Below are 25745 nucleotides of genomic sequence, written 5' to 3' on the forward strand. Positions count from 1 at the left end.
GCGTGCGGGGAACCTTGCGGTTATACTGTGAGGATGCGTACGGCTTATCACGAGGCGCTGGAATCTACTCGGCTCGACGTCGTTCGGCTTGGCGCGCTCGCCGGCGACGCCGTTCGCGTCGCCGTGGATGCGCTTGAGCGGCGCGATACGTCGGCTGCCGCGCGCGTCGTCGCGGGCGACGACATGATCGACGATCTGCGCCGCAAGATCGAAGCGTCGTGCATCGAGCTGATTTGGCGCCAGCAACCGGTGGCGGGCGAGCTGCGTGAGATCGCGGCGATGCTCGAAATTGCCACCGACTTGGAGCGCGTCGGCGACTACGGCGTGGACATCGCCAAGCATGCCATCAAACTCGCGGACGTCCCATTGCGCCCGGTACGCGTCGAGATCGATCGCATTGCCAACCTTGCGCATGCGACACTGGTGGACGCCATGCGCGCCTATACGGAACGCGACGCGGAGTTAGCTTCGCGGGTGATCGAAGAGGACGATGAAATCGATCGGCAGTACAAACGCGGCGTGCAGGCGCTCGAAGGGGAGATGCAGGCCGACCCGGAGATGGTGCCGGCCGGTGCGCGCATTCTCTTTGTACTGGCAGAGCTGGAGCGCGTCGGGGACCGGGCGAACAACATCGCCTGGCATACAAAGGAAATGACCGGGGACATTTGACGACCCCGCTCCCACGCGAACTCTTCGCAGTCACCGAATCCTTTACGTATCTCAATCACGCCGCCGTCGGCGTTCTCCCGCAGCCAACGCATCATGCACTGGAAGGGTTTCTTGCGGCGCATGCGGCGGGCGGCGTCATGGGCACGTTTGCCTACGAGCGCAAAATGCCGGAGTACCGCGCGCGCATCGCGCGTTTTATCGGCGCCCGGGCCGGCGAGATCGCAGTCTTGCGCAACACCGGCGATGGCGCGAATGCGATTGCGGGCGGCGTGTCATGGGCGCCGGGCGATGAGCTGATCCTGCCCGACAACGAATTCCCCGCCAACGTTCAGGCTTGGCTGCGTCTGCGTAAACTCGGCGTGAACGTGCGCTTTGTGAATTCCCAGCAAGCGCGTTTGACTCCGGACGTCTTACGCGAGCACATTTCGCCGCGAACGAAGGTGGTCGCCGTCTCGTGGGTCTCGTTCGAGGATGGCTATCGCCACGATCTCGCGGCGCTCGCCGAGGTCGCTCATAGCGTGGGCGCGCTTTTTTGCGTCGATGCTATTCAGGGCCTGGGCGCCTTCCCGCTTGACGTACAAGCCTGTAACATCGACGCGCTGTATTCGGGAGGCGCGAAATGGCTGCTCGCCTTACAAGGCGTCAGCTTCTTGTACGTTCGCGCAGATCTGATCGAACGCTTGGAGCTTGCGTCGCCGGGCTGGCGTTCGACCGCGGACATGTGGGATTTCCTGGAGTACGACCAGCCTTTTGTGGCGGACGCGACGCGCTTTGAGGGTGGAACGCCGAATTTTATCGGAGCGCTCTCCTTGGCGGAATCCATCGACGTGATCGACCGTGCGGGAACTTCACAGATCGCCGCGCACGTTCTTGAGCTGACGGATCGCCTCGTGGACGGATTGAAACGGCTAGGCGCGCACATCGCAAGCGTGCGCGGTGAAGGCGAATCGTCGGGGATCGTGACCTTTATGCTGCCGGACACGGATTCGGTCGAGCTCGGCAGGAAACTCCAGCACGAAGGTTTCGTTACGACTTACCGCGCGGGCGGAGTTCGCGTCGCGCCGCACGGTTACAACACGCACGAAGAAATCGATGCGCTGCTCCAAGCGATTGGCGCATAGAGAAAGGAAGCATGATGCTCCCGCTGATGTTTTTGCTGGCGGCCGCGACCGCACCCGCGGCGCCCGCCGACGGGGTCTACACGTACACGGTGACCGTCGCCGGAGAAAGCACGGGAAAGACGGCCATCACGCTGACGCATACGGCGGCCGGCGTGCAGCTGACCGAATCGGCGGCCGGCTCGTTCGGCGGTTCGGATTTTTCGGCCACGTCGAGTCTGGCGCTGGACGGGACGCTGGCGCCCGCGAGCTATTCGGCGATCTACAATCCGCCGGGCCGGACCGTTCACGCCGCGATTGCGTTTAACGGGGCCACCGCGAACGAAACCGCCGACAATGGCGCGCTAAAGTTCAATCTTGGCGCGGATACCAAACACTTTGTAGTGCTGGACGGCACGCTCTTTTCGGGTTTCTTTATTCTGCCGGCGCAACTGCAAGCGTGGAGCACGCCGCCGGTCATGGCGCTCTCGCCGATGTTCGGCCATGCCGGTTCGATTGCCGTAGACGCGGCGCTCAGAGCCGATCGTCCCAAAGGCGTTCCCGCCCGCGACCTCGCGCTGTCCGTCAGCGATCCCGTGCAGTTCACGCTGTGGTACGATCCGTCGACGCTTATCGTCGACGAGCTCGACGTGCCGCTGCAGAGCGCATCGTACGTGCGCTCAGGCGCGCGTTAAGAGTATCTCCGAATAGTCGCGCGTGAGAAGATCGTCCGCGGCGCATGCGATCGGGCGCCGGCGGCGCTCGTCCAACCGCTGGAGCGCAAAGTTCCACTGTTCGAAGCGGCGCAGCTCCGCCGCCGGATCGTAACCGGCACTGCGCAAGAACTTCGGACAAAACTCCATGAGCACCATCAGCGGATGCGCTGCGTCCGCGAAGAGCGTCAGCCCGCCGTTGAGAATCCACGTTTCGGCGCCCTCAGCGTCGATTTTTACGAAATCAAAAGAAGTGCCGCGCGCTTGTATGAGAGCGTCCACCGTCGTCACTTCAACCCTTAAGGCTTCGCGTTCCGATTCGCGCAGCTGCTCGATCTGCTGCAAACCCGCAACGAGCGTACCGCCGCCCCGATGGCGCTGCGCGCGGGCAAACTCAGCGAAACCGGCTGTCTCTCCGACCGCTCTGCGGTCGATAGTAGCGCGATCGGCAAAACCGTTGATTTCGACGTTGTCCTCGGCGATTTGCGCCAGATCGGGATCGCACTCAAAGGCGTAAACTGAACCGGCGGGGCCGGTTTGCCGCGCGAGCAGTAAGGTAAAGTAGCCGACGTTCGCGCCGATCTCGAGCACATGCATTCCCGGCCTAATCACGTGGCGCAGCGTGGCCTCGGTCCACTCTTCCCACACCCCGTCGAGAATCAGGTGCGGTGAAATGCAGACGTCATTTGAATCCACGTACATCTTGAAGCCGTTGGCGGTTCGTATAAGGACGCGGTTTCCGCCGACGAAAGTGCCGGGGGTTCTGGCCATGACTCCCGCTTGCACGGATTTTCGGCCGCTTCCTGGAAGATGGGCTTATCGGAGGTGCTCATGAACAAATCCCTGATCGCCCTGGTAATTTCTCTTGCGTTCGGCCTTGGTTTCTTCGCTTCGCGTCTGCAGCCGAACGTCGCGTCCGCGTCGCCGGCCGGCATGCCGTCTGCGGGTTGGACGCTGCACATCGACGCCCTGAAACACTTCGGCCCCGGCCACCCGACTCAGATCGCGCACCATTGGTGCAAGGGCGGACTCGCCGGCGGCATCCTGGAGTGTCAGATCTACGACTCGGACGCTTCAAACGCGCGGCTGGTAGAGATCGAAACGATCGTCCCGGCCGCCGTCTGGAAGGCGTTTCCGAAATCCGAGCAAGCGCTGTGGCACTACCACCGCGTGGAGATTCCGCTCGTTCACGCCACGCTTCCCGGAATGCCGCCGGCGCAGCAGAAGAAAGTCGTCGCGTCGCTGTTGGAGACGTACGGCAAGATTTGGATGCTCTGGGATCCGGAGAGCACGAAAGACGGCATGCCGACGGGGACGCCGTCGATCGTGGTATTACCGGCGCACTAACGCCTTAGTTGCCGTCGGGTTTTATGATGCTGGGCGCCATGACCGCATCGGTCATGCCGTGAATTAAACGTTTGTCCGCGGGCGCGACCGTGGCGAGAATTCCACCCAGCTGAACCGCGTCGTTGACCACAAAGAAGTACGGACACAGACGCACGCGGCCGTCGAACGTGCGCACTTCGTCGGCGGCGCGGTCAAGGTAGGTCTGGCGCACGCGCTTTCCTTTATAGAAGCGCTGCAGAATACGCGGCGTGTGGTCGTATTCGCGGATCGCTTCCTGTAAGGTCGCGACCCATTCGTCCTTGGTCAGATCGTTGGCCACGCGAACGCCGCGCGATCCCCACGCCAACTCTGAAAAACCGGAAGGCTTGACCACGTAATCGCGTTCGGTTTTCGTGAGCTCCGCCAGTTGCATCCAATCCGAAACGGGCGTGCCGTTCGCTTCGAGTCCGGCTATTACGGCTTGCGGCGGAAGCGGTCGCGGATCGATTACCCACGTCTCCGGAAAGAGCTGCTTCAGATGGTCGTAGGCGGCGCTGCCCATCTCGGCTTTCCACAGTTTGGCCAGCGCGGGATGATGGAACAGCGCGAAGGCAAGTTTTTCCTCGAGTTGCGCTTTCGGCGGAGGCGTCATCGTCACGCGATTGTGCCGCGCGGAGTAGAGCATGAGTTCTTGTTTCGGTACGTTGAGCAGATCGAAGAGCTCGAAGTTCCGGTAGAGCGCGTCGATCTTTTGCTCGCGGCCGTCGGGCAGGCGCACGAAAAGCGCCTCCTCGGTGAAGAGTATCTCCTGCGGCTTGCAAAGATAAGCGTCAAGTTGCGCCACGCGCACCAGCGCATCGGCCATCCACTGCATCTCCGGCCGGTAATCACCGGATTCGTCCGAGACGACGATCGCAAGGGCGGGTTTTTCTTTTCCGGTCGCCGATTCGATCATCGCGGCAAACGATCGGGCGATGCCGTCGGCTCCGCCCACGCTGTCCATGCCGAGCTTGCAATACGCCTCGGACATCGCACCTAAGAAGCCCATGCCGCCCGGCACGCTGTCGAGCTCGCTGGAGATGAATCCATCGTCGGTGAGAATTAAGTCCGGACGAATAATGCCGGGCAGATCTTGCCGGAAGCGATTCTGGCGTGAAAGCCGGATAATGTGCTCGGGTTTCCCGCGATCCAGATATTCGGCGATGAACGCTGGAGCGGTGCCGCGCGCGCTTCGATTATAGAGCGCATTCAGCGCGCGATAGAAGAGCAGAAGGTTGTTGCCGATCGTTTCGATCCGCTCGAGCGTGCGCGGCGATAATGCAAACGGCTCGGGGCTGATGCGCCACGGGATCCGCTCGTCTGCGGTTTCTACCTTAAACAGTCCGGACGGGATCGCGTCGTAAAGAAAGTGCGCTTGGTCGCGAGCCGTGAGATTGGGGGCGTAAGCCGTACAGGGCATGCAGTTAGCCTCGACAGCCGTCGGGGATCTTGGACATGCCAAACGCTATGTAGAGTCGCCGCATCAAAGCCTTAAAATACCCCGATTGCCCGTTTGGGTTGCACCACTTGGCGAGGCTAGGAACCGGGATAGCCCGGCGCTCGCTTTTTGGTCAGGTTAATCGCTCGGCCGGACTATCCCGGCTTCCAGCCTCGGCTGACCTACTTGACGGTGATGGCCCCCGGAGTAAGGAGGGCGCTCTCGACGTGGACCAGGCCGCCCCGGTAGACCAGCGTCAGATGGAGGGTACCATCCAGCCCGACGCGGCTTAAGGCCACGTCCTCGATGACGCGCGAAGCGGTCTCGCCGGCGATGAACTGCAGCGTGCTTTGCTGGGTGAACGAGCCGCGCGCCGTGGCATACGTCGCCACAACTTGGACCGGCAAATCGTGCCCGGCGGCCGCAGCTGCTTCGCCCGAGACGCAGTAGCTGGCGGTCAGCGGCGTGCCCTTGATGGGAAGCGTTTCACGCGTGCAGCGCCCGGTCTGTGCCGAAGCGGCGCTCGCAACGCAGAGCGCAAGGAGAAGCGTGAGGGACGAGCGGCGATACATGCTACAGAAGTCTCCATTAAGGACAACGAGAGCTGCGCCTTCAAAGGTTGCATGCCGGCCCGGCGGGCCTTCTTTTGACGCGAGGGTATACAATCTTACCGATGTCTTTTGACCTGATCGCGCTGGACCTCGACGGAACGCTCCTGGATTCGCAGGAGCGGGTTTCGCCGCGTAACCGGCGCGCCATCGAGGCCGCGCTGGCTTCCGGCATCCGCATCGTACTCGTGACGGGCCGCGGCGTAGATATGCCGATTCGCGTCAGCAGCGAGCTCGGATTGAATCTGCCGGTGATCTGCTGTCACGGCGCGCTGACGAAAGACTTCGGAGCGAACCGTACGCTCGGACATATTCCGGTTCCGCTGCAATATGCCAAACCCATGGTCGAATTCTCGGAGCGCGAAGGACTTTCGATTGCAATCTATGCCGAAGAAAGTTTTTACCGGCTCGAAGGTTCGAAGCTGCACATGGACGACATGCGCGGCCCGGCTTGGAAAACCGTCACTACATTTGCGGATGTGCTGCACACCGCGCCGACGTTCATCCGTTTCATGGGGCGGGAATCGGTGGCGGCCATGGAGCGAGAGTTCTGCGATCTGCCGCTGCACTTCAAATACGAGACGTGGCTCGACTTCGTCGAGTGCGCGGTCACGAGCCGCGATGCGACCAAACAGCGTGCGCTCGCGCGACTGTGCGCGGACTTTCAAATTCCGGCCGAACGCGTACTGGCCATTGGGGACTCGCGGAACGACGTGCCGATGCTGCGATGGGCGGGTGCGGGTGTTGCCATGGGCAACGCGCTGCCGGAAGTGCGCGAGGCAGTCAAATTCGTCACGGCCAGTAACGAAGAAGACGGCGTGGCATTGGCGATCGAGCGTTTTGCATTGACGCCGGATCCGCAAAAGAAAAAGCGTATCGCGTGAAAGTGCGCGTGCTGGGGTTCGCGCGGCTGCGCGAGTTGCTCGGCGCATCGCGCGATGTGGACCTGCCGCCGGACGCAACCGCTGCGACGCTTTGGAAGGCATTGGCTGAAGGCTGCGATGGATTGCCGGAGCTGGCGGGATCGACGCGCATCGCCCGCAATGGCCGTATCGTGAATCCGTCGGAACCCCTTGCTGATGGCGACGAGATCGCGCTGCTGCCGCCGGTAGGCGGCGGGTAATGTTCGCCATCGTGCGCGAGCCGATCGACGTCGCGGCGATCGCGCAGAGTGTGCGCAGTGATGCCTGCGGGGCGGTCATTTCGTTTGCCGGGGTCGTGCGCGAGCGGTCCGATGACAACCGCGATGTGACCGGCCTGTCGTACGAAGCGCACGAGGCGATGGCGCGCGAAGAATTCGAACGGATTGCCGCCGAGGCGCGCGAGCGTTTCGGTCCGTGTGAGATCGCCATCGTGCATCGCACCGGCGACTTGAAGGTCGGCGACGTCTCCGTCGCGGTGGCTGTGGCTGCTCCGCATCGCGCCGCTGCATTTGACGCTTGCGAATACGCAATCGACGAACTGAAGCGCCGCGCGCCGATCTGGAAGAAAGAACATTATGTCAGCGGCGCCAGCACCTGGCGAACCAATCAAGAGGGCGCGGACCGGGCGTGAAACTCGATCTCTTCCGGGTCACGGGCCGGCGCAATGAGGTCGCGGTCTTGGCGTACGAGCCGCGGCGCGCGCGCAACGTCTGGATCGTCGCCGGTCACGGGTACTCCAGCTCGAAACAGAATCTCGACCTGCTCTGCTATTTTCTTGCAAGCCACGGTTACGGCGTGTTCAGTCTGGATTTTCCGGGACATAAACTTGGCGCCAGCGGCGGCAGGCTGGATGATCCGGACGACCTGTTGGACGCCATGGGAACCGTTGTATCGCATGTGCGCGACCGTCACGAGGGCCCCGTCTATGCGATGGGCCACAGCATGGGGGCGATGACGGCGATTCTTACCGCTGCCGCCGATCCCACTATCGCCGGCACGATCGCGATCGCGACCGGTTTTGGAAGGCCCACGGCGCTCGACGCGTTGCGCGAAAAAGGCGCTACGGACTTTCGCGCAGCCTATGTGGACGGATTGCCGCTACCGGATCTGGTTCGCGGCGTGGACGACAAATTCAACGAAGCGCTGCCGAAATTGGCCGGGCGCCCGCAGCTCTACGTCGCCGCCGAGCGCGATGCGATGGTCAACCGGAGCAGCGTCGAAGACTTATATAACCGTGCTTCCGAACCAAAGACGTTCGTCACCGTCGCGAGCGATCACACCTACGCCGCCGAGAACGCGCGCGGCGAAGTGCTGCAATGGCTGAACGCATTGCATCCCCGGTAGTGCGGGGCTTGCGGCGGTACAGCCGCCATTTGCTTATTCCCGAAGTCGGCGTCGCCGGACAGGAGCGTTTGGCTTTGTCGCGCGTGCTCTGCATCGGCGCCGGCGGCTTGGGGTCACCGGCGTTACAGTATTTGGCAGCGGCCGGCGCCGGGCGTCTCGGGATTGTCGATGACGACGTCGTCGACGAAAGCAATCTTCAGCGCCAGACGCTCTTTAGCACCGCCGACATCGGTGCAAAGAAAGCGGAAGTCGCCGCGCGGCGCGTGCGCGAGCTGAATCCGCTAATCGCGGCCGACGCGATCCCGGTGCGGTTCGATGCAAGCAACGCGCGGGAGCTGGTGCGGTTGTACGACGTCGTGCTGGATTGCACCGATCGCTTCGAGACGCGCTATGCGGTCAACGACGCGTGCTGGCTGGAAAACAAGCCGGACGTCTATGCTTCAATCTTTCGGTTTGACGGACAGGTGAGCGTTTTTTGGCGCGAGCGCGGGCCGTGTTATCGCTGCTTGTTCGCGCAGTCGCCGCCGGCCGGCAGCGTGCCGACGTGCGCCGAGGGCGGCGTGCTCGGGGTCCTGGCCGGAATAACCGGCGCATTTCAGGCGAACGAAGCGCTGAAAATTATTCTAGGCATCGGCGAACCGCTCTTCGGGCGCCTGATGCTGATCGATGCGCTGGGCGCGCGCACGCGCGACGTCACGTTCGAACGCGATGTGGAATGCGCTTTGTGCGGCGACAACGCCGGTATTTCGGATGTTACGGACGGTGCGCCCGAGAGACAAGCGTCGGAGTTCGAGGAGATCGACGCCGCCGATTTGGACGAAGCGATGAAGGGCGCGATCTTGTTGGACGTGCGCGAGCCTCACGAAGTGGCCTTCGGCGTTTTGGATGGAGCGCTGCACGTGCCGGCGTCGGCGCTGCCCGAACGGCTGCACGAGCTCGATTCGGCCAAATCGTATATCGTGGCGTGCCGCGTGGGGCAGAAGTCCGCCTGGGCGATGCGATTCTTACGCGACGCCGGTTTCCGGCGCACCGTGCATTTGCGCGACGGCTTGCTCGCGTACGCGGCGCGGCATCCGGACTTCGAGTTTTTCTAGAACTTCAGGCGGCCCTCGCCGATCAGGATCGTCTGTCCGCCGACGTCAACGTGCAGATTGTCGCCGGCGCCCTCCAACCGCACGTGCAAGACGCTGCGCCTTCCAAGCTTCACGCCTTGTTCGCTGACGAACGAGCCGCGCCTTACATCGATGGCGCCATAACGCGCGAGGTACGCAAAGAGCGGGCCCGTCGCGCTGCCCGTGGCCGGGTCTTCACCGATGCCGCTCATCGGCGCAAACATTCTGGCGTACGTTCCCCGATCCGTCACGGCGAAGACGAAGATCCCGACGATCTCCCAATCGACCGATGCATCGAGACGGGTTGCTTGAAAAGCGGCACGATCGACGGTTTGCGGATCGTTGAGCGCAATGTAGAGAAAAGGACTGCCGGCGGAAAGGATCTGTGGCGGCAGTTTTTCGTCGAGGTCTTCCGGCGTTACGCTGATTGCCGCCGCACAGCGTTCGCGATCGATCTCTTCCAGGAACGTCACGGGCGGCGTCCGCAGCCACGCGAAGCACGCGCCGTTTTGACGCTCGATCCGCACGGCGACATCGCCGACGCGTTCGCCCAGCGCGAACTCCGTTTGTCCGGGCGGAACCCATTTGAGCACTTCAGCGATCGCGAAGGTCGCGCCCACCGTCGGGTGTCCGGCGAACGGTATCTCGCGCCCCGGCGTAAAGATGCGCAACTCGGCCGGTCTCTTTGGATCGTTGGTGCGCTTTAAGAAGACGGTCTCGGCGATGTTGAGTTCGTTGGCCACGCGCTGCATCGCCGCATCGGGCAGGTGCTGCGAAGCGACTGCCAGCTGGTTCCCGGTAAACGGCTCCTCGGCGAAAACATCAAAGAGTAGATATGAGATCTCGGTCATGACGAGAAGCTTCCGCCGGTGACGCGGAAACCTTTTGGCCAAACGGCCGTTGCTGTGCCGGTTATCGGGCAAGGCACGTGGGACATTCCCGAGAGCGGGCACCGGCGGGCCGAGGCGATGCGCGCGCTGCGCCGTGGAGTCGAGCTGGGCATGACTCATATCGACACCGCGGAGATGTACGGCGCCGGGGCCGCCGAGGAGATCGTCGGCGAGGCGCTGGCAGCCGTTCCGCGCGACTCGCTTTTTATCACGACCAAAGTTCTTCCCGAGAACGCTACATATAAAGGAACGATCGCGGCCTTGGAGCGTTCGTTGAAGCGGCTGCGCATGGAGTACGTCGACCTGTACTTGCTGCACTGGGCCGGTTCGCATCCGCTCGCCGAAACGATGCGCGCGTTAGAGGATCTCGTTCATCAGGGAAAGACGCGTTTCATCGGCGTCAGCAATTTTGATGTAGACGAAGTGCGTGAAGCCGAGTCGCACCTGCGCAAGGTTAAACTCGCATCCAACCAAGTGCTCTACCACCTGGCCGAGCGCGGCCCCGAAGTGAACCTGCTGCCCTACTGCCGCGAGCGCGGGATCGCGCTTGTCGCGTACACGCCGTTTGGCCGCGGGCGCGTGCTGGGTCCGGACTCGCCGGGAAAACCGGAGCTCGAACGCATTGCAAACAAACACGGAAAAACCGCGCGGCAGGTGGCGCTGAACGCATTAACTCGCGACGCCGCCGTCTTCACAATTCCCAAAGCTGCAACCGTTGCGCACGTCGAGGAAAACGCCGGCGCCGCGGGGTGGGAGATGGACGCGGAAGACGTGGCGGCGATCGACGCCGCCTTTCCCGTAGTCGAAGGTCCCCTTGCAACGTTGTGATCCGGCCGCGATTAAAAAGCTCGCGCGAGAGAAGGCGCTGGAGCTTGGCGCGTCCGATGTGCGCGTAGCCTCTGCTCATGATGGCGGCGCTGTTCGCGCGTCGTTGCGCGAGTCGTTTGCGCGCGGCGACCTCGCAACTTGGCCGTACGACGACGAGTATGCGCGCAAGGCGGCCGATCCGTCGCACGTGCTGCCCGACGCGCGCAGCGTGATCTGCATCGCGGTGTCCTACGGTGGCGATACGCCTGAAGTTCACCCTCTCGAAGGGCGAGTTTCAAACTACGCGTGGTCCGCGGATTACCACCAACGCGTGAAGTCGCTCCTGCGCGAGGTCGCAGCCCAAATCGACGCAGCCGCCGGTGCGCCGGTTACGGCGATTGCCTGCGACACCAAACCGATCGCCGAGCGCGCCTTCGCGGCGCGCGCCGGCCTGGGCTGGATTGGAAAGCACACCAATCTCATATCGCCTCGCTTTGGTTCGTTCGTCTTCCTCGGCGAGATCGTTACGAAACTCGAGCTGCCGCCGGATTCGCCGCTGAAAAAAACGTGCGGCTCATGCACGCGCTGCATTCCGGCGTGCCCCACGGGCGCGCTCCGCGGCGACTACACGATCGATGCGACGCGCTGCATCGCCGATTTAACGCAACGCACGGACGCGATTCCGCGCGATATGCGGCCACTGATTGGCACGTGGGTCTGGGGCTGCGATCTCTGTCAACTCGCATGCCCTCCGAATGTCATCCTGAGCTTGTCGAAGGACCCTGAGCACGGCGCGGTAAGCGCCGCTGACGAGGGGACGCACATAGCGCAGCCATCCAAAGAAACCTCGACTCCGGAACTCGTTCGCTTGCTGCATTTGCGCAGCAGTGAGTTTAAACGACACTACGCTCGCTCGGCGATGGGCTGGCGCGGTGGTGCGATATTGCGGCGCAACGCCGCCGTCGCGCTCGGAAATGCACTGGATCGAGCCGCAGTCCCGGCGCTCGCGCGATCGTTGGAAGAGGACCCGCACGCGCTCGTGCGCGCTCACGCCGCGTGGGCGCTCGGACGCATCGGTTCGCCCGCTGCGATCCAGGCGCTGCAGCTCCGCCACGATTCGGAGGCCGATCCATCGGTACGCGAAGAGATTGAATCGGCGCTGGAACCGTTCGCTATCGCCGGGCGTTAAGGAGCGGCATGCAGATTTCACGATTTCTCGCCGCCGTCGCCATAGCGGCCACGCTCTTGCTGGGCATGAGCCCAATCAGTCGAGCCGCTGAGCCCGTCAGCCCCGCGCTTCAGAAGCTCATCGCGTTAAACGATCGCCTCCACAGTTATACTGCGGACGTTCGCGCGGACGTTGTGATGCATTCCTTTCCGTACCTCGGCGCGACGCTGACCGGCACGTACTACCACAAAGAGCCGAACAAGAACAAGATCGTCTTCACCGGCGGAGTTCCTCTGATTGCGAACCAGTTCAGCAACGTCTACCCGCGCGTGGAGAGCCCGTCACGCTGGAACGACGTCTACGCCATTACGGTTGTAAAGGACGACGGGAAGTACACGAGTTTTAAAATGGTGCCTCGCAATCCGGGCCGTATCGAGCACGTTGATGCCAAAGTTGCGGACCAGTCCGGCGAACTCGCAGAGCTGCGTTGGAACTATACCGGCGGCGGGTACGCGACGCTGGACCAAAGCTACGGCAAAGTCGGCGCATACTGGCTCGTCACGCATCAAACGGGTCACTTCCAAGACTCCAACTATAACGCGGACGTCACCTCGACGTTCAGCAATTTCAAAGTAAACGCCCAGATCCCCGACTCAATCTTCGCGGAGTAGGCTCGCTCCGAGAAAGACCCTGCTCCCGAGAACCGCTGGCAAAATTACGTCCTGAAATTTTGCCGCTTGACTGCTTTCTCGAGATAACAAAGTTTTGAAGTCGACATCCTGTCGAGCTCGAGAAAGTCAGACATTCTCGGGAGCAGGGTCTTTCTCGCAGCGAGCTTCCGGGGACAGGTCGGCCGCCGGGGAGGCCTGAATCCACTGGATGTGGCCCTGACGACCATCGATCTGACGCGCGCGCCGCTGGCCGATCAATTTAACCGTCCAATCACGTACCTGCGTATCTCGGTTACGGACAAGTGCAACTTGCGCTGCATCTATTGCATGCCCGAGAGCGGTTTGCCGTGGCTGCCGAAGTCAGAGATCCTTACGTACGAAGAGATCGAGGAGATCGTGCGAGCCGCCGCATCGGCGGGCGTTCGCAGCGTACGGCTGTCGGGCGGCGAGCCGCTGATTCGCCGCGACCTGCACGGCTTGGTATCAGCTATCAATGCGATCGACGGTATCGAAGACATCTCGCTTTCGACGAATGGACTGCTGCTCGCCGATCAGATCGAAGAGTTGGTCGCCGCAGGTTTGCGCCGCGTGAACGTGTCGCTCGATACGCTGCGTCCCGAACGATTCGAACAGATCGCGCGCCGGCCGGGTTTGGATCGCGTTCTTGCGGGAATTGACGCCGCGATCGCTCGCGGTTTGGCGCCCGTTAAAATCAACGTCGTCGTCATGCGCGGGCAAAACGACGACGAAATTGCAGACCTTGCGGAGTGGACCAAACGGCAATCCGTGTACGTGCGGTTTATCGAAGTCATGCCGGTTCACGAGAACCTCGGCGTGCAGCGCGATTCCTATGTGAGTTCGGATGAAATCTTAGAGCGCATGCGATCCATCGGCGATCTGCAACCCGTTATCGGTCCGGGCGGAAACGGGCCTGCGCGCTATTTCGCCTTTGACGGAGCTCCGGGTGCGGTCGGCGTCATCAGCCCGCTGTCGCATGATTATTGCGAGCGGTGCAACCGCGTGCGCCTAACGGCCGACGGACGACTGCGATTATGTCTCTTCGGCGATCAGGACATCGATTTGCGCGCGCCCGTACGCAATGGCGCCTCGACCGGCGACCTCGTCGAGATTTTGCGCTCGGCGATGCTGATCAAGCCCGAGCGCCATCACTTGCGCCTAGGCGAGACCTCCTCTCGCATGCGGGCCTTCTCCGAAATCGGCGGCTGACTAGGGCGTCGCCATGGCTGCTGCGCTCTTGACGATATAGTCGATTGCGCCGCCATTCCAGTCAAAGACTGTAAAATGATTCGCGCCCGGCGCGAAATCAAATTCCGCGTCACTGCCGAGCCCAACGAGTTCTTTCTGAAGCAACACGACGGGACGATTCAAATGAAACTGATCGCCCGTTCCAACGATGATGTGTAATTTGCCGCGCAGTTTTGGCTCGAGGTCGCTCCAATTGCTGCGCAGGATCTGCGCTATGTCATAGTGGTCTTCCCAATATTGGGCGACGGCCGGATCGATAACGCCTGTGCTCCGATTAAAGAGCGGCAGCGGTTTCCCGTCCTGCCCGCGAGGGCTGAAGACCGCATCAAACGATTCGTACTGTTTTTTCTCCCAGCCGGGTCCCGTCACAAAATGCCGAAGAGATTGACCGTCGAGCTCGTAGTCGTGGCCGGCCGCGTCGACGAAGAAATTCTGGGAAGGCGTGCGCGTAATATCGGGCCCCAGAAAGTCATGAAAATCCACCGGATCGGGCGATATAGACCACTCTGCGCCAAACATGTCGGGATACTTCACTTGCAGCCAGAGTGCAGACCAGCCGCCGGATGAGTGACCGCCGACAAAACGGTCCTTTGCGTCTCCGATCGCACGAAAGTACGCTTCGGTCGTCGGAATGAACTCGGTTGTGAGCGCAGCGCCCCACGGTCCGTTGTTAGCCGAATCCGCGAACTCCTGATGACCCTCGTTGAACATGCCATCCAAGAAAACAATAATGAATTCACGATGCAGCCGGCGCATCGGCCGCTGCCAATCCGCCTCGGTGGCGTAGTCGAGTTGGCCGGTACCGCCGAAGCCTTGAATCCAATAGAACACCGGATAGCGCTTTTGCGGCTCCTTATAATATGAATCCGGCAGAAGAATGTACGCGCTGACGGAGACGGTCTGACCCCAAAATGCACTTAATAGGGGACTCTTCATCGAGGCGTTGAGGTATTGGGGCTCCTTCGAGGCCGCCCCCGAAAGGGTTGCGGACAACAGAAAAACGGCGGTGGCCAAGACGGTCAACGCCAAGGAGCCCGGTATCGCCGCAGCAGCCGCCCGCCTCATCGGGTTAGTCTACCCGAACTATAACTTCAATCCCGGCCAATGGGCCAAAAGAAGCCGGTCACAACGGGGCGAAGCGGTACGTTACCTGCCAAAGGGGGCCCTGGACATGGAGCAGGTCTACCTCGTCACCGGCACGTCGGCCGCGCAGAGCCGAGTTGAAGCGCTCGTTCGCGAGCACCAGACGAAACTCGCACGGTACGTGCGCCGGATGGTCGGAGATGCGGACGTCGCGCTCGACATCGCACAGGACGTCTTTTTCAGTGCGTACCGCACACTCCAAAGAGAACCCGAACGCCCGTTAACGGCGGGCTGGCTCTACAAGACCGCGACGAATACGGCCATCTCCTATCTGCGCCGGAAGAAGATCCTGCGCTTCGTGTCCCTCGATCGGGATCACGACGTTCATTCGCTGCGGATCGACGAACGCAGCACGGCCTCGATGGATCTGCAAGCGGCCATGGCCCGCCTGCCGGCGGAACAAGCCGCCGCGATCATGTTGACTAGTTATGCCGGGTACTCGTCGCAGGAAGCTGCGGCGATTCTCGGGACGAGCGCGGACGCCGTCCGCCAGCGCGTTTGCCGCGCGCTGCGAACGCTGCGCCTCGTCATGACGGAGAAAGTGTGAGGGAAAGACTGCACAAGGAAATCGAGTCGCTGGCCGGCGCCATTGCGCTCGGCGAAGCGACCGACGCCGACCGGCGCGCGTACCGCGAGCATATTGCAAGCTGCGCGGACTGTTTGAGCGAGCTCGGCGGCGAGCACGAACTCGCCCGCACTGCCGCGGCCGTCGGCGCCGCGCGCGACACCGAAGTTTGGGAGCCGCAGCTCGGGAACCTGTTCGAGCGCCGTTCGCGCCGCCCGTCGCAAGTCGTTCGCTTTGCGGCCGCTTTTGCGGTGACGTTCGCAGGCGCAGCCACGGCGCTGCATTTCTTCACCGTTCGCTCCGCCGCGGCGCCGGACGTACAGCAGCCGGTCATGACCGCCGTCGCGGGCACCACAGTGAAACCGTCGAATGCGCACGCGCCCGCGCAGCAAAATCAACGCAGGCTCGGCGTGTACCATAACGTCGTGCTCATCGCGCGCGCACCGGTTGCCCTGCCATATCCGTCGCGCCCGGTCGATCCGCAAATCGGCGCGAAGGCGCCGGAGATTGCCGCCGTTACGGTCTATCCGCAGACCGCGCCGGCGCCCAAACATTCTTCGAAATCTTCTGCGCCGAACGTTCCGCTGTGGCGCACCGTATCGCGCATGACGACGACAGCACTAACGGAAACTGCACCGCAAAGAGTGAGCAGCGCCGAGTCGCTGGCGATCGGCACATTCCACGCCTCGACGTACGAAGCTGCGCCTATCGGCGGCGAAACCGCCATCAGCCCGCAGCCGCCCATGATTGCATATGCCGAAGGTGCGGAAGGCACGACGGCTTTTGAAGTTCTCGTCGACGAGCGCGGCTTGCCGACGAAGTGCATCATCACCAAACCCGCGGGATACCGTTTTCTGGACGACGCCGTCTGCAAAGCCGCGATGAAGGCTCGCTTCTCGCCGAAGACGATCGAGGGACGCGCGGTTCCGGGCGTCTATCGCGACGCATTCACCTTCCGCGTCAGCACCGCCGCGAGCGACGGGCTTCCCAAGCCGATCCACTAGCCTGCCCCACCGGGAGAACGCTCCCGTTTAGCAAAACGCGGCGCAATGCCGTTTCGCGTTCTCGCGTTCCTGACCGTCGTGGCGGCCGGCTCCGGTCTTGCGGCTTGCAATCGTCAAACCCACAGTTCGACGCGCGCCGCGGCCGTGCAGACGGACGTCCCGGCCAACGTCGCGCGCGGGAGATCGATTTACGCCGTGCAGTGTTCGGCGTGTCACGGGCGCGACGGCACCGGCGGGCAGATCGGTCCGTCGCTACGGAACGAAAGCGCGCGGCGCAACGAGGCTGCCGTGCGCGCGATCGTGCTCAACCCCGAACCGCCGATGCCGAAGCTTTATCCGGCTCGCTTGACGCAAGCCGATGTTCGTGACGTTTCAGCGTTCGTAGAAACGCTCTGATGCCGGCGGCGATCTACCGTTTTGCGCGCGACCTTCGCCTGGACGATCATGCCGGGCTGAGCGCCGCATCGGCGCACGGCGATATCGTACCGGTGTTAATCATCGACAGCGACACGAGCAAGCGGCTGAGATCGTCACCCCGGCGAGCGGACTTTTTTTGCGCGGCCGTCTCATCGCTGGACTCTGCCTTGCGAGAGCGCGGTTCGGCGCTGATCGTGCGCCGTGGCGAAGCCTCGACGATCCTACGCGACCTGATCCGGGAATCGAAGGCGGAGGCGGTTGCATGGAGCGCGAGTTACGACGGCGCCGGCGCTCAACGCGATACCGAATTGCAAGCCGCCGTGGAAGATGCCGGCGTGCGCGCTCTCATCGCGCACGATGCTCCGGCGATCCCGCCCGAAGAAAGCACGGCGGCGCGCAGCTCCGGCGGCGAGGGGTACCGGGCATTCGTTCCTTACTACGAGGTTTGGCGTGAACTGGCGCCTGGATCGTATGAAGCTCCGCTGCTGCTTTCGTTTGCGCGCGTGCAGTTGCAAAGCGAACCTCTGCCGCAGCCCCAAGAGTTCGGCGCGCCGGAATCGGAAGCGAAAGCCGGCCCCGCGACGGCGCGTGAAAAACTCGACGCTTTCCTGCGCGGCCCCGCGCTGCAGTATTCGTTTGCACTCAACGTCCCGGCCGACGATCGTACCTCGCACTTGAGCGTGGATCTTTCGTTCGGAACGCTCGCGGCGCGGACGATCGTCCGAGAAGCGCGCACGCGCATGGACGATCCATTCCTTTTGTCCGAAGAACGAAGTTCGCTTCGGTTATTTCTGCGCTCGATCGCGATGCGCGATTTCTTCCTGCAACTCTCATGGTATCATCCGCGGACGTCCGATGAAACACTGCAGGAGAAGATGCGCGCGTTTTCGTTCGCTGAGTCGCATCCGCAGCTCGATGCATGGCGCGAAGGGCGGACGGGCTATCCGCTGATCGACGCGGGGATCCGCCAACTGCGCGCGACGGGGTGGATGCATCCGCGCGTCCGGGCCATGGCGGCGTCGTTCCTCTGCTTTGACTTAGGCGTGGATTGGCGCGTCGGTATGGCTGAGTGGGAAACCCAGCTCATTGAAGACGATCCGGCGCTGGCAGTCGGAAATTGGCAATGGATCGCGGGGGTCGGCGCGGACCTGGCGGCCTACCCGCGCATTTACAATCCGCGTAAGCAGGCGCGCCGCTTCGATCCGAACGGCGTCTACGCGCGCATTTGGATCGCCGAACTCACAAACGTTCCGGGAGGCGGCTTCGAGGCGGCGCGCCGGGCTTCGGCGCAAATCGAGTTACCCTTACACGCGACGGCGACGTATCCGCAGCCGGTGGTCGATCACGAAAAGGCGGCGCGCGATTTCCTAAAGCGCTATCAGCAGTTCGTCAGGCCGGCAGGCGGTCGTCGAGCCAATCGCTGATAATCGGTACGCGCACGTCATCACCGTGCCAGGCGCGAATTCCATACCAGACGCTAAGCACCATGAAGATCGGCAGCATGAAAGCCAAGAGAAGGTCGGCGCTCCAGCCCAGCGGCGTCGCGTTAATCAGCGGTAGACGGAGAATGAGCGCGAGCAGCGCGTAGATTCCGTACATTCCAAAATTGAAGCCGATGGCCTGGTAGGCGTGCTTGCGCAGCCGGCGCGATTGCTTCCGATCGAACAGCGAGATAAGCGCCAGCGGCCAGAGCGGATAGCCCAGCGCAACGAGGGCACGCGACTCTGCGGGATCGCTCGGTTCGGCGATGGTCGCGCGAGCCTGCGACGCAGGCTGCTGCTGCGCGCTCCTCCACCATTGCTGGGAGCGCGGCGGGACCTTGCCCGCCACCGATTTCGGCTGCACAGTCGCCGCATCGATCTTTGCGGCCAGCCGGCAGCTGGGGCATGTTCCGGCCTCGTCGCGACAGGTCGCGCAGATGGCCTTTTGGCAATCCGCGCAGCGCGCTACCGACGGAACGTTGCTGTGAAAATAACAGTCCATTTTTAGCCCCCAAGCAAGTCTTTTCGTTCTCATCTACTCCTAAGGGGCGGGAGAGGTTTCGCCCCTACCGGGCGGCAAGGCAGTTGCGAATGACGCGTTCCCGCACGCTGGCGCGCCTGGCTTCCGACGCGCGCCCATACCTCCCAAGCATAGTTACCGCCGTTATCCTAGGGACGATCGGCGGTCTCTTGGCGCTCGTGCCGGCTTTGGGTCTGAGCCGGCTGCTGAACAAGGTCGTGATCGCGCATCCGCCCGACATGCACGAGCTCTACGTCGTTCTGCCCGTCGTCTGGGGCTCGATGATCGTGGCGGCTCTGACGAACTACGGCTCGAGCTATCTGCTGGCGTCGAGCGGGCAAGGACTCATCGCGCGGCTGCGCGTGCGGCTCTTCGCAAGACTTCTGCAGCTGCCGCTGCGCGAGTTCGACAAGTGGCGTCCGGGCGAACTGATCGCCCGCTTCAGCACCGACATGCAGATGATGACGGACGCCGTGACGATCTCGCTGCCGCAATTGATTACGACGTCCGTGACCTTCTTGTCGTCGTTTGCGTACATGCTCTACCTCGATTGGGTGCTGACGCTGTCGCTGATCATCGTAGCGCCCATCGCGTCCTTCTCGGTTTCGCGTTTTCAGCTGCTGATATCGGGTGCGACCACTCGTGCACAGCAACGCATCGCCGATCTTTCGGCCAATCTCACCGAAGTGTTGAGCGGCCAGCGCGTCATCAAAGCGTTTGGGCGCGAAGAGTTCGAAACGCGGCGGTTCTCGACGCGCAACGACGAGTATTTCTCGACCTACATGAAGCTGACGCAGTTCATTCAGACGCAGCCCGTGGTGATATCGGCGCTTATGTCGAGCGCGGCCGCGCTGATCATCTGGCTGTCGATTCGCGAGGTTATCCTCGGCCGGCTCAATCCGGGCAACTTGTTAGCATATTGGCTGCTGCTCGTGAACCTGGTGAATCCGCTGAACCGGTTCGCGGCGTTTGTCGGGGATCTGGAAAAAGCAATCGTCGGGTCGGGACGCGTTTATGGGCTTCTGGACCTGCCGGCCGAGCGCGCCGATAAACCCGGCGCGGTTGCATTGGGCAAAGTACAAGGCCGTATTACGTTCGAAAACGTGAACTTTTCCTACGAGCCCGGATCGCCGGTGCTGCAAGACTTCAGCGCAAATGTCGGAGCCGGCGAGATCGTCGCGCTCGTCGGGCCGTCGGGCGCCGGCAAGACGACGATCGTAAATCTCGTGCCGCGGTTTTTCGAGCCGCAGTCGGGGCGCATCACGGTCGACGGTGTCGATCTGGCCGACGTGCGTCTGCGCGAATTGCGCGACTCGATCGCGATCGTACCTCAAGAGGCGCAGCTCTTCCGCGGCAGCATCGCCGACAATATCCGCTACGGGCGCTTGGACGCCACCGACGCCGAGGTGTTGGAGGCCGCGCGCGAGGCCAATGTGGATGAGTTCGTCGCCGGATTCCCCGAGGGCTACGCGACCGAAGTCGGCGAGCGCGGATCACGCCTGTCGGGAGGGCAGCGTCAGCGGGTTTCGATTGCGCGTGCCATATTGCGCGATCCACGCATTCTTATATTAGATGAAGCCACGAGTTCGCTCGACAGCCACTCGGAAGCGCTTATCGAGCAAGCCTTGGATCAACTGCTGGCGGGACGCACGACGCTGATCATCGCACACCGGCTCTCGACGATCCGCCGCGCGAACACGATCCTGTATATCGAGGCGGGGCGCGTCATCGAGATGGGATCGCACGAGTCGCTCCTGGCACGCGGCGGAGCGTACGCGCGGCTGCACGCAACGCAGTTCGCTTGAAGTTTTCGCGCATCGGTCTGTGGTGCGCGCTGGCCGCGTTCGTTCTTCACGCGGCGGGTAACGCGCATTACGGCTTTTTTCGCGACGAATTGTATTTTATTGTGTGCGGCCGGCATCCGGCCGCCGGGTACGTCGACCAGCCGTCGCTGACGCCAATCCTGGCGGCGCTGTCGCAATCCTTCGGCATCTCGTTGTTTGCGCTACGTCTGATTCCGGCGGCGTGCGCGGCGATAGCAACCTATGCGGCCTGCCTTCTTACCGAAGAATTCGACGGCGGCGCCTTCGCGCAGATAGTTGCGGGCGTCGTTACGATCGTCGCGCCGGAGCTGATGGCGCTCGGTTCTCGCTTGTCGCCGGATTCGATCGAGTTGTGGACGTGGCCGCTGATCGCGCTCGTGACGTTACGCATCACGCGCGGCGCCGATACACGCTGGTGGCTGGCGGTTGGCGCGCTCTCCGCCGTTGCATTTTGGGGCAAATACACCGTCGTCTTTTTCGTCGCGGCGTTGTTGGTCGGATTGCTGCTGACGCCGCAGCGGCGCGCCCTCTGGTCGACCTGGTTCGCCGCGGGAGTGGCGTTGGCGATTGCACTCGTCTTGCCGAATGTCGTGTGGCAGGTTCAGAACAATTATCCGATGCTGCAGCTGCTGCACAACGACTACGGAAAGTTCGTGTTCGAGAACCCGCCGTTTCCGCTGCAGCAGATCCTGATCATGAGCCCTCTGCTCTCGGCCGTGTGGCTTGTCGGCCTGGTCTGGCTGCTAGCCGTTCGCGGCACACGCTTCATGGGGATCGCCTACCTTGCGCTGATCGCAGTCATGTGGCTGCTCGATGCGAAAAATTATTACGCAGCGCCGGTCTATCCGTATCTCATCGCGGCAGGCGCGATTCCGATCGAGCGCTGGACGATCTCATCCCGCGCTTGGCGCGGTGCGGCCATCGCGGCAGTTCTGCTGTTCGCGATTCCGTCAACGCCGTTCGTGCTGCCCATCTTGCCGATGCGCACGTTCGTCGCGTATCAGGAAACGCTGGGCCGCATCTTTCACCTGCGCTTTCATTTCGATCCTCGTGCAGGCAACGACGTTCCGGTTCAACACTTTGCGGATATGACGGGCTGGCCCGAACTCACGGCAACCGTTGTGAGCGTCTATGGCAGCCTTCCGTCTGCGGACCGCGCGCAAGCTGCAATCTTCGCGCACAGCGCCGGTGAGGCCGCGGCGATCGACGTGTACGGAAAACGCTATGCTCTGCCGCCCGCCCTCAGCGGCAACGACAACTATTGGATCTGGGGTCCGCGCGGCTACAGCGGGAACGTGCTCATCGACGTGAACGGAGATCCGGCGACTGATCGATTCCGCTTCCGCTCCGTCCAACTCGCCGCGGTTTTCCGAAACCCGTATGCCATGCCGTACGAAAACAACGTGCGGATCTATGTCTGCCGCGGAATCCGCGAACCGCTCGCAGCGCTGTGGCCGCAACTGCGCGACTACAGCTACGGGCTTGAAGAGCTGTGAAGCGAAGGAGAGTCTCATGCTCGTGCTCACCCGTAAAGTGAATCAGTCGATCGCAATCGGCGACGACGTGCGGATCGTTGTCGTGGCAATCGAGGGCGACCAGGTCAGGCTCGGCATCGAGGCACCCCGCGAGGTCGCCGTCGACCGGTCGGAGGTTCGCGAGAAGTCCTAAGGCCTAGGCGGCCGGCTCGTAGTCCGGCGGCTGGTCCGGCGGCCCCGGCTCGCCCGGATCCCAGGCGGGCTCGGGCTGGGCGGGTGGCGGCGACTGTTCAGGCCGGTCGGGCGGTGGCGCCTCCGGCTGCCCGGGAGGCCCCATCGGCGGGCGGTACTCTGCACTCATTGGGGCTGTTGTTCCCATCTGCGCCGGGGGCATGTTATAATCGCGCGGCTGCGTAGGCAGCACACTTCGCCCGGCATGGAGGCTGGGCGCGATGGCCTCACAAGTGGCCGGAGCCAGGATGGCCGCCGGTCCGGGGTCAGAGAGGGACTTGTCTTGTCAGTTATTTCCATGCGCGCGCTGCTCGAAGCCGGCGTGCACTTCGGTCACCAGACCCGCCGCTGGAATCCGAAGATGAAGCCGTACATCTTTCAAGAGCGTAACGGCATCTACATCATCAATCTTTCCCTCACCGTCCAAAAACTTCGCGAAACGTACGACGCTGTCAAACAGATGTCGCGCGAAGGCAAAGTCGTGCTGTTTGTCGGCACGAAGAAACAAGCACAGGACGTTGTGAGAGAAGAGGCCGAGCGCGCGGGAACCTATTTCGTCAACCAACGCTGGTTGGGCGGAACGCTCACCAACTTCGCTACAATTCAAAAACGCATCTCGCGCCTGCGCGAACTCGAAGGCATGAAACAGCAAGGCGACTTCGAGCGGCTTCCCAAGAAAGAAGTCGCGAAGTTGCAGGACGAGATGAACAAACTCGAGCGCTTCCTGGGCGGCATCAAAGACATGCACCGCCTTCCCGACGCGATCTTCATCGTCGACCCGAAGAAGGAGCGCATTGCGGTGCTCGAAGCGCGCAAACTCAAGATTCCGATTATCGCGGTGATCGACACAAACTGCGATCCCGACGAGATCGACTATCCGATTCCCGGCAACGACGACGCCATCCGCGCCGTCAAGCTCATGGTATCGAAAATTGCCGACGCAATCATCGAAGGCAAGACCGAGACGGAGAGCTCGCTCGACGTCACGGAATACGACGGTACGAGCGTCGACTATAGCGGCTTCGAAGAAGAACCGGTGACGACGCTGGCCGAAGCCGAGGCGGAGGCAACGGTTTGAGCTTGGCTTACCAACCAAAAGCGGACGAGATCAAAAAACTGCGCGAGGCCACCGACGCGCCGATGATGGATTGCAAACGTGCGCTCGCAGAGGCGGACGGCGATTTCGACAAGGCGCGCGAAGGGCTGTTGGCCCGTGGCGCCGCGCAGGCGCAGAAGAAAGCCGACCGCGCAGCCAACGAAGGCCTCGTTGCTAGTTACATCCACGCGGGCGGCAAGATCGGCGTGCTGGTCGAGGTGAACAGCGAGACCGACTTTGTGGCGCGCAACCCGAAGTTTAGCGAATTGACCCGCGACATCGCGATGCATGTCGCCGCCATGTCCCCTCTCTACGTGGACCGCGAAAGCGTCCCGCCGGAGGTCGTCGAAAGTGTGCGGCAGGAGCTGGCGGGCACGGTTCCGCCGGGAAAACCGGCAGAGATCGCAGCGAAAATTGTCGAGGGAAAAATGAACAAGTGGTTTGAGGAACACTGTCTTCTCGACCAACCGTTCGTCAGAGACGACACCATAAGCGTCGGCGATTTAATCAACCGCCTCGTCGGCGTTCTGGGCGAGAACATCAAGGTGCGCCGCTTCACGAAGTACGCACTGGGAGATCGCTAAAGCGATGGCCGCGCAGCCGAGATTCCGCCGCGTCCTGTTGAAGATCTCCGGAGAGGCGTTCGCCGGAACAGAATCCGGCATCGACGTCACCACGACCGACGAAATGGCCAAACAGGTGGCCGAGGTCAGCCGCGAGGGCGTTTCCGTCGCCATCGTCGTTGGCGGCGGTAACATCTGGCGCGGAAAGGTCCACGAGGAAGCCGGCATGGACCGCGCGACTGCCGACTACATGGGCATGCTCGCCACCGTTATTAACGCACTCGCCTTGCAAGACTCACTCGAAAGAACGGGCATTCCGGCGCGCGTGCAAACCGCGATCGCCATGCACCAGATCGCCGAGCCGTACATCCGGCGCCGCGCAATCCGCCATCTCGAAAAGGGCCGCGTCGTGATATTTGCAGGCGGCACGGGCAACCCGTACTTTACAACCGATACGACCGCGGCGCTGCGCGCAGTCGAAGTGAACGCCGAGGCATTGCTGAAGGCGACGCGGGTTGACGGCATCTATACCGCCGATCCCAAAAAGGATCCCACCGCGACACGTTTCGATCAGCTCCCCTATCTGGAGGTGCTGCAGCGAGGTTTGGAAGTGATGGACAATACGGCGCTGACGCTCTGCATGGATAACAACCTGCCGATCATCGTTTTCGATATGGCCGTGCCGGGCAACATCCGCCGCGTCATCTGGGGCGAATCGATCGGCACGACGGTCGGAAAGTCCAGCGTGCTCACGTTCGCCGGATCGGCCGGTTCGTAATGGCCGACAGTTTTAAAGAAGCCGAAGGCAAGATGACCAAGTGCGTCGATGCGACGCGCGCGGAATTCGCCGCGATTCGCACGGGCCGGGCGACGCCGGCACTGCTCGACCGCCTGCATGTTGAAGCCTACGGCACGTCGGTGCCGCTCAAACAAGTCGCCACGGTAAGCGTCCCGGATCCGCGTTCACTCATGATCGCCGCGTTCGACCGCAACACGGTGGGCGATATTCGCAAAGCCATCGAGAAGAGCGACTTGGGCCTGACGCCCAACGTGGACGGCAATTCGATCCGTCTGTCGATTCCGGCACTCAACGAAGAACGCCGCAAAGACCTGGTTAAAATCGTCAAAAAGAAAGGCGAAGACGGCAAGATTGCCGTCCGCAACGTTCGTCACAAAGTGCATGACGATCTGCGCGCGCAGCTCAAAGATCACGAGATCACCGAGGACGACAACAAACGCATGCAGGACCAGCTCCAAAAAACGACCGATCGCTTCATCAAAGAGATCGATCAGCTGGTCGCTGCCAAAGAAAAAGAGATCATGGAGGTATAGGAGCTGCTTGAAGAGCTGGTCCTC

At 62.2% G+C, this 25745-nt stretch carries 30 protein-coding genes; 24 read left to right on the forward strand and 6 right to left on the reverse strand.

From position 1 onward, the window contains the following. The first annotated feature begins 33 nt into the window (after window positions 1-33). From phoU to VFO29_04130, 3 genes are read left to right on the forward strand one after another with little or no spacing between them, the layout of a single operon-like run. Window positions 34-669 (forward strand): phosphate signaling complex protein PhoU, encoded by a 636-nt coding sequence (gene phoU, locus VFO29_04120; GenBank protein ID HET9392698.1) that lies wholly within the window; start codon window positions 34-36, stop codon window positions 667-669. Continuing rightward, on the forward strand, window positions 666-1790 hold the full coding sequence (locus VFO29_04125; GenBank protein ID HET9392699.1) for an aminotransferase class V-fold PLP-dependent enzyme: 1125 nt from the start codon (window positions 666-668) through the stop codon (window positions 1788-1790). Before phoU ends, VFO29_04125 begins: the two co-directional genes overlap by 4 nt. Before the next feature lie 11 nt (window positions 1791-1801). Next, the gene (locus VFO29_04130; protein ID HET9392700.1) at window positions 1802-2461 is read left to right on the forward strand and encodes a hypothetical protein; all 660 of its coding nucleotides are present in this window, start codon (window positions 1802-1804) and stop codon (window positions 2459-2461) included. On the opposite strand, the gene VFO29_04135 is transcribed toward VFO29_04130, so the two are convergent. Further along, window positions 2447-3250 (reverse strand): FkbM family methyltransferase, encoded by an 804-nt coding sequence (locus tag VFO29_04135; protein HET9392701.1) that lies wholly within the window; start codon window positions 3248-3250, stop codon window positions 2447-2449. The genes VFO29_04130 and VFO29_04135 overlap by 15 nt on opposite strands. Window positions 3251-3310: 60 nt before the next feature. On the opposite strand from VFO29_04135, the gene VFO29_04140 reads away from it, so the two are divergent. Next, window positions 3311-3826: a DUF1264 domain-containing protein gene (locus VFO29_04140; GenBank protein ID HET9392702.1), complete on the forward strand. Its 516-nt coding sequence runs from the start codon at window positions 3311-3313 to the stop codon at window positions 3824-3826. Window positions 3827-3830: 4 nt separating this feature from the next. Here the strand turns inward: VFO29_04140 and VFO29_04145 are convergent, their stop codons facing one another. Together VFO29_04145 and VFO29_04150 are read right to left on the reverse strand one after the other, a co-directional pair. Then, window positions 3831-5264, reverse strand: a complete 1434-nt coding sequence (locus tag VFO29_04145) for a hypothetical protein (GenBank protein ID HET9392703.1) — start codon at window positions 5262-5264, stop codon at window positions 3831-3833. Window positions 5265-5464: 200 nt separating this feature from the next. Then, on the reverse strand, window positions 5465-5854 hold the full coding sequence (locus VFO29_04150) for a hypothetical protein (protein ID HET9392704.1): 390 nt from the start codon (window positions 5852-5854) through the stop codon (window positions 5465-5467). A 101-nt stretch (window positions 5855-5955) separates the two neighbouring features. Here VFO29_04150 and VFO29_04155 point away from each other — a divergent pair, with 101 nt between their 5' ends. The 5 genes from VFO29_04155 to moeB are packed head-to-tail and all read left to right on the forward strand — an operon-like array spanning window position 5956 to window position 9251. Beyond that, window positions 5956-6774, forward strand: coding sequence for a Cof-type HAD-IIB family hydrolase (locus tag VFO29_04155; protein HET9392705.1), 819 nt, complete (start codon window positions 5956-5958; stop codon window positions 6772-6774). Then, complete coding sequence (locus VFO29_04160) at window positions 6771-7013, forward strand: MoaD/ThiS family protein (protein ID HET9392706.1); 243 nt, start codon at window positions 6771-6773, stop codon at window positions 7011-7013. The genes VFO29_04155 and VFO29_04160 overlap by 4 nt, the downstream gene beginning before the upstream one ends. Further along, the gene (locus VFO29_04165; GenBank protein HET9392707.1) at window positions 7013-7444 is read left to right on the forward strand and encodes a molybdenum cofactor biosynthesis protein MoaE; all 432 of its coding nucleotides are present in this window, start codon (window positions 7013-7015) and stop codon (window positions 7442-7444) included. The genes VFO29_04160 and VFO29_04165 overlap by 1 nt, the downstream gene beginning before the upstream one ends. Beyond that, a complete protein-coding gene (locus VFO29_04170; protein ID HET9392708.1) occupies window positions 7441-8157 on the forward strand; it encodes an alpha/beta fold hydrolase in 717 nt (238 codons plus the stop codon). The genes VFO29_04165 and VFO29_04170 overlap by 4 nt, the downstream gene beginning before the upstream one ends. Then, window positions 8130-9251 (forward strand): molybdopterin-synthase adenylyltransferase MoeB, encoded by a 1122-nt coding sequence (gene moeB / locus VFO29_04175; protein ID HET9392709.1) that lies wholly within the window; start codon window positions 8130-8132, stop codon window positions 9249-9251. The genes VFO29_04170 and moeB overlap by 28 nt, the downstream gene beginning before the upstream one ends. Here the strand turns inward: moeB and VFO29_04180 are convergent. Next, on the reverse strand, window positions 9248-10120 hold the full coding sequence (locus VFO29_04180; protein ID HET9392710.1) for a PhzF family phenazine biosynthesis protein: 873 nt from the start codon (window positions 10118-10120) through the stop codon (window positions 9248-9250). The genes moeB and VFO29_04180 overlap by 4 nt on opposite strands. An 18-nt stretch (window positions 10121-10138) precedes the next feature. Between VFO29_04180 and VFO29_04185 the strand changes: the two genes are divergently transcribed. The 4 genes from VFO29_04185 to moaA all read left to right on the forward strand — a co-directional run bounded on the left by VFO29_04185 (window position 10139) and on the right by moaA (window position 14032). Beyond that, window positions 10139-10987 carry an aldo/keto reductase gene (locus VFO29_04185; GenBank protein ID HET9392711.1) on the forward strand — a complete coding sequence of 283 codons (849 nt, stop codon included), beginning with the start codon at window positions 10139-10141 and terminating at the stop codon, window positions 10985-10987. Continuing rightward, window positions 10974-12155, forward strand: a complete 1182-nt coding sequence (queG, locus tag VFO29_04190; protein HET9392712.1) for a tRNA epoxyqueuosine(34) reductase QueG — start codon at window positions 10974-10976, stop codon at window positions 12153-12155. Before VFO29_04185 ends, queG begins: the two co-directional genes overlap by 14 nt. A gap of 8 nt (window positions 12156-12163) precedes the next feature. Then, window positions 12164-12805 carry a hypothetical protein gene (locus VFO29_04195; GenBank protein HET9392713.1) on the forward strand — a complete coding sequence of 214 codons (642 nt, stop codon included), beginning with the start codon at window positions 12164-12166 and terminating at the stop codon, window positions 12803-12805. A 210-nt stretch (window positions 12806-13015) separates the two neighbouring features. Beyond that, window positions 13016-14032 carry a GTP 3',8-cyclase MoaA gene (moaA, locus tag VFO29_04200; GenBank protein HET9392714.1) on the forward strand — a complete coding sequence of 339 codons (1017 nt, stop codon included), beginning with the start codon at window positions 13016-13018 and terminating at the stop codon, window positions 14030-14032. Here moaA and VFO29_04205 read toward each other — a convergent pair whose 3' ends face one another. Beyond that, on the reverse strand, window positions 14033-15007 hold the full coding sequence (locus VFO29_04205; GenBank protein HET9392715.1) for an alpha/beta hydrolase: 975 nt from the start codon (window positions 15005-15007) through the stop codon (window positions 14033-14035). Window positions 15008-15242: 235 nt separating this feature from the next. Between VFO29_04205 and VFO29_04210 the strand changes: the two genes are divergently transcribed. Genes VFO29_04210 through VFO29_04225 form a run of 4 tightly spaced genes read left to right on the forward strand, consistent with a single transcriptional unit; the run spans window position 15243 to window position 18624 of the window. After that, window positions 15243-15761, forward strand: a complete 519-nt coding sequence (locus VFO29_04210) for an RNA polymerase sigma factor (protein ID HET9392716.1) — start codon at window positions 15243-15245, stop codon at window positions 15759-15761. Then, window positions 15758-16783, forward strand: coding sequence for a TonB family protein (locus tag VFO29_04215; GenBank protein ID HET9392717.1), 1026 nt, complete (start codon window positions 15758-15760; stop codon window positions 16781-16783). The genes VFO29_04210 and VFO29_04215 overlap by 4 nt, the downstream gene beginning before the upstream one ends. A gap of 45 nt (window positions 16784-16828) precedes the next feature. Then, window positions 16829-17179 carry a cytochrome c gene (locus VFO29_04220; GenBank protein HET9392718.1) on the forward strand — a complete coding sequence of 117 codons (351 nt, stop codon included), beginning with the start codon at window positions 16829-16831 and terminating at the stop codon, window positions 17177-17179. Beyond that, window positions 17179-18624 (forward strand): deoxyribodipyrimidine photo-lyase, encoded by a 1446-nt coding sequence (locus VFO29_04225; GenBank protein HET9392719.1) that lies wholly within the window; start codon window positions 17179-17181, stop codon window positions 18622-18624. The genes VFO29_04220 and VFO29_04225 overlap by 1 nt, the downstream gene beginning before the upstream one ends. Here the strand turns inward: VFO29_04225 and VFO29_04230 are convergent. Then, window positions 18590-19183: a DUF4870 domain-containing protein gene (locus VFO29_04230; GenBank protein ID HET9392720.1), complete on the reverse strand. Its 594-nt coding sequence runs from the start codon at window positions 19181-19183 to the stop codon at window positions 18590-18592. The genes VFO29_04225 and VFO29_04230 overlap by 35 nt on opposite strands. An 89-nt stretch (window positions 19184-19272) precedes the next feature. Here VFO29_04230 and VFO29_04235 point away from each other — a divergent pair, with 89 nt between their 5' ends. The 7 genes from VFO29_04235 (at window position 19273) to frr (ending at window position 25721) form a co-directional block, all read left to right on the forward strand. Then, window positions 19273-21006 carry an ABC transporter ATP-binding protein gene (locus VFO29_04235; protein HET9392721.1) on the forward strand — a complete coding sequence of 578 codons (1734 nt, stop codon included), beginning with the start codon at window positions 19273-19275 and terminating at the stop codon, window positions 21004-21006. Then, window positions 21003-22520, forward strand: coding sequence for a glycosyltransferase family 39 protein (locus VFO29_04240; GenBank protein HET9392722.1), 1518 nt, complete (start codon window positions 21003-21005; stop codon window positions 22518-22520). Before VFO29_04235 ends, VFO29_04240 begins: the two co-directional genes overlap by 4 nt. A 16-nt stretch (window positions 22521-22536) precedes the next feature. Further along, entirely contained in the window at window positions 22537-22692 is a 156-nt protein-coding gene (gene csrA / locus VFO29_04245) for a carbon storage regulator CsrA (protein ID HET9392723.1), read from the forward strand. Window positions 22693-23013: 321 nt separating this feature from the next. Beyond that, on the forward strand, window positions 23014-23808 hold the full coding sequence (gene rpsB, locus VFO29_04250; protein ID HET9392724.1) for a 30S ribosomal protein S2: 795 nt from the start codon (window positions 23014-23016) through the stop codon (window positions 23806-23808). Next, window positions 23805-24410 (forward strand): translation elongation factor Ts, encoded by a 606-nt coding sequence (gene tsf, locus VFO29_04255; GenBank protein HET9392725.1) that lies wholly within the window; start codon window positions 23805-23807, stop codon window positions 24408-24410. Before rpsB ends, tsf begins: the two co-directional genes overlap by 4 nt. A 4-nt stretch (window positions 24411-24414) precedes the next feature. Next, complete coding sequence (gene pyrH / locus VFO29_04260) at window positions 24415-25167, forward strand: UMP kinase (protein HET9392726.1); 753 nt, start codon at window positions 24415-24417, stop codon at window positions 25165-25167. Next, window positions 25167-25721 carry a ribosome recycling factor gene (gene frr, locus VFO29_04265; GenBank protein ID HET9392727.1) on the forward strand — a complete coding sequence of 185 codons (555 nt, stop codon included), beginning with the start codon at window positions 25167-25169 and terminating at the stop codon, window positions 25719-25721. Before pyrH ends, frr begins: the two co-directional genes overlap by 1 nt. Window positions 25722-25745 lie beyond the last annotated feature (24 nt).

The organism is Candidatus Rubrimentiphilum sp. (assembly GCA_035710515.1).
In the GTDB taxonomy this organism is placed as follows: domain Bacteria; phylum Vulcanimicrobiota; class Vulcanimicrobiia; order Vulcanimicrobiales; family Vulcanimicrobiaceae; genus Rubrimentiphilum.

What these genes read in the sequence shown, in the direction of transcription:
- phoU (HET9392698.1), top strand. Translation starts at nt 34, where the DNA reads ATGCGTACGGCTTATCACGAGGCGCTGGAATCTACTCGGCTCGACGTC.
- VFO29_04130 (HET9392700.1), top strand. Translation starts at nt 1,802, where the DNA reads ATGATGCTCCCGCTGATGTTTTTGCTGGCGGCCGCGACCGCACCCGCG.
- VFO29_04135 (HET9392701.1), bottom strand. Translation starts at nt 3,250, where the DNA reads ATGGCCAGAACCCCCGGCACTTTCGTCGGCGGAAACCGCGTCCTTATA.
- VFO29_04140 (HET9392702.1), top strand. Translation starts at nt 3,311, where the DNA reads ATGAACAAATCCCTGATCGCCCTGGTAATTTCTCTTGCGTTCGGCCTT.
- VFO29_04145 (HET9392703.1), bottom strand. Translation starts at nt 5,264, where the DNA reads ATGCCCTGTACGGCTTACGCCCCCAATCTCACGGCTCGCGACCAAGCG.
- VFO29_04150 (HET9392704.1), bottom strand. Translation starts at nt 5,854, where the DNA reads ATGTATCGCCGCTCGTCCCTCACGCTTCTCCTTGCGCTCTGCGTTGCG.
- VFO29_04155 (HET9392705.1), top strand. Translation starts at nt 5,956, where the DNA reads ATGTCTTTTGACCTGATCGCGCTGGACCTCGACGGAACGCTCCTGGAT.
- VFO29_04165 (HET9392707.1), top strand. Translation starts at nt 7,013, where the DNA reads ATGTTCGCCATCGTGCGCGAGCCGATCGACGTCGCGGCGATCGCGCAG.
- moeB (HET9392709.1), top strand. Translation starts at nt 8,130, where the DNA reads ATGGCTGAACGCATTGCATCCCCGGTAGTGCGGGGCTTGCGGCGGTAC.
- VFO29_04180 (HET9392710.1), bottom strand. Translation starts at nt 10,120, where the DNA reads ATGACCGAGATCTCATATCTACTCTTTGATGTTTTCGCCGAGGAGCCG.
- VFO29_04195 (HET9392713.1), top strand. Translation starts at nt 12,164, where the DNA reads ATGCAGATTTCACGATTTCTCGCCGCCGTCGCCATAGCGGCCACGCTC.
- VFO29_04205 (HET9392715.1), bottom strand. Translation starts at nt 15,007, where the DNA reads ATGAAGAGTCCCCTATTAAGTGCATTTTGGGGTCAGACCGTCTCCGTC.
- VFO29_04210 (HET9392716.1), top strand. Translation starts at nt 15,243, where the DNA reads ATGGAGCAGGTCTACCTCGTCACCGGCACGTCGGCCGCGCAGAGCCGA.
- VFO29_04220 (HET9392718.1), top strand. Translation starts at nt 16,829, where the DNA reads ATGCCGTTTCGCGTTCTCGCGTTCCTGACCGTCGTGGCGGCCGGCTCC.
- VFO29_04225 (HET9392719.1), top strand. Translation starts at nt 17,179, where the DNA reads ATGCCGGCGGCGATCTACCGTTTTGCGCGCGACCTTCGCCTGGACGAT.
- VFO29_04230 (HET9392720.1), bottom strand. Translation starts at nt 19,183, where the DNA reads ATGGACTGTTATTTTCACAGCAACGTTCCGTCGGTAGCGCGCTGCGCG.
- VFO29_04235 (HET9392721.1), top strand. Translation starts at nt 19,273, where the DNA reads ATGACGCGTTCCCGCACGCTGGCGCGCCTGGCTTCCGACGCGCGCCCA.
- csrA (HET9392723.1), top strand. Translation starts at nt 22,537, where the DNA reads ATGCTCGTGCTCACCCGTAAAGTGAATCAGTCGATCGCAATCGGCGAC.
- pyrH (HET9392726.1), top strand. Translation starts at nt 24,415, where the DNA reads ATGGCCGCGCAGCCGAGATTCCGCCGCGTCCTGTTGAAGATCTCCGGA.
- frr (HET9392727.1), top strand. Translation starts at nt 25,167, where the DNA reads ATGGCCGACAGTTTTAAAGAAGCCGAAGGCAAGATGACCAAGTGCGTC.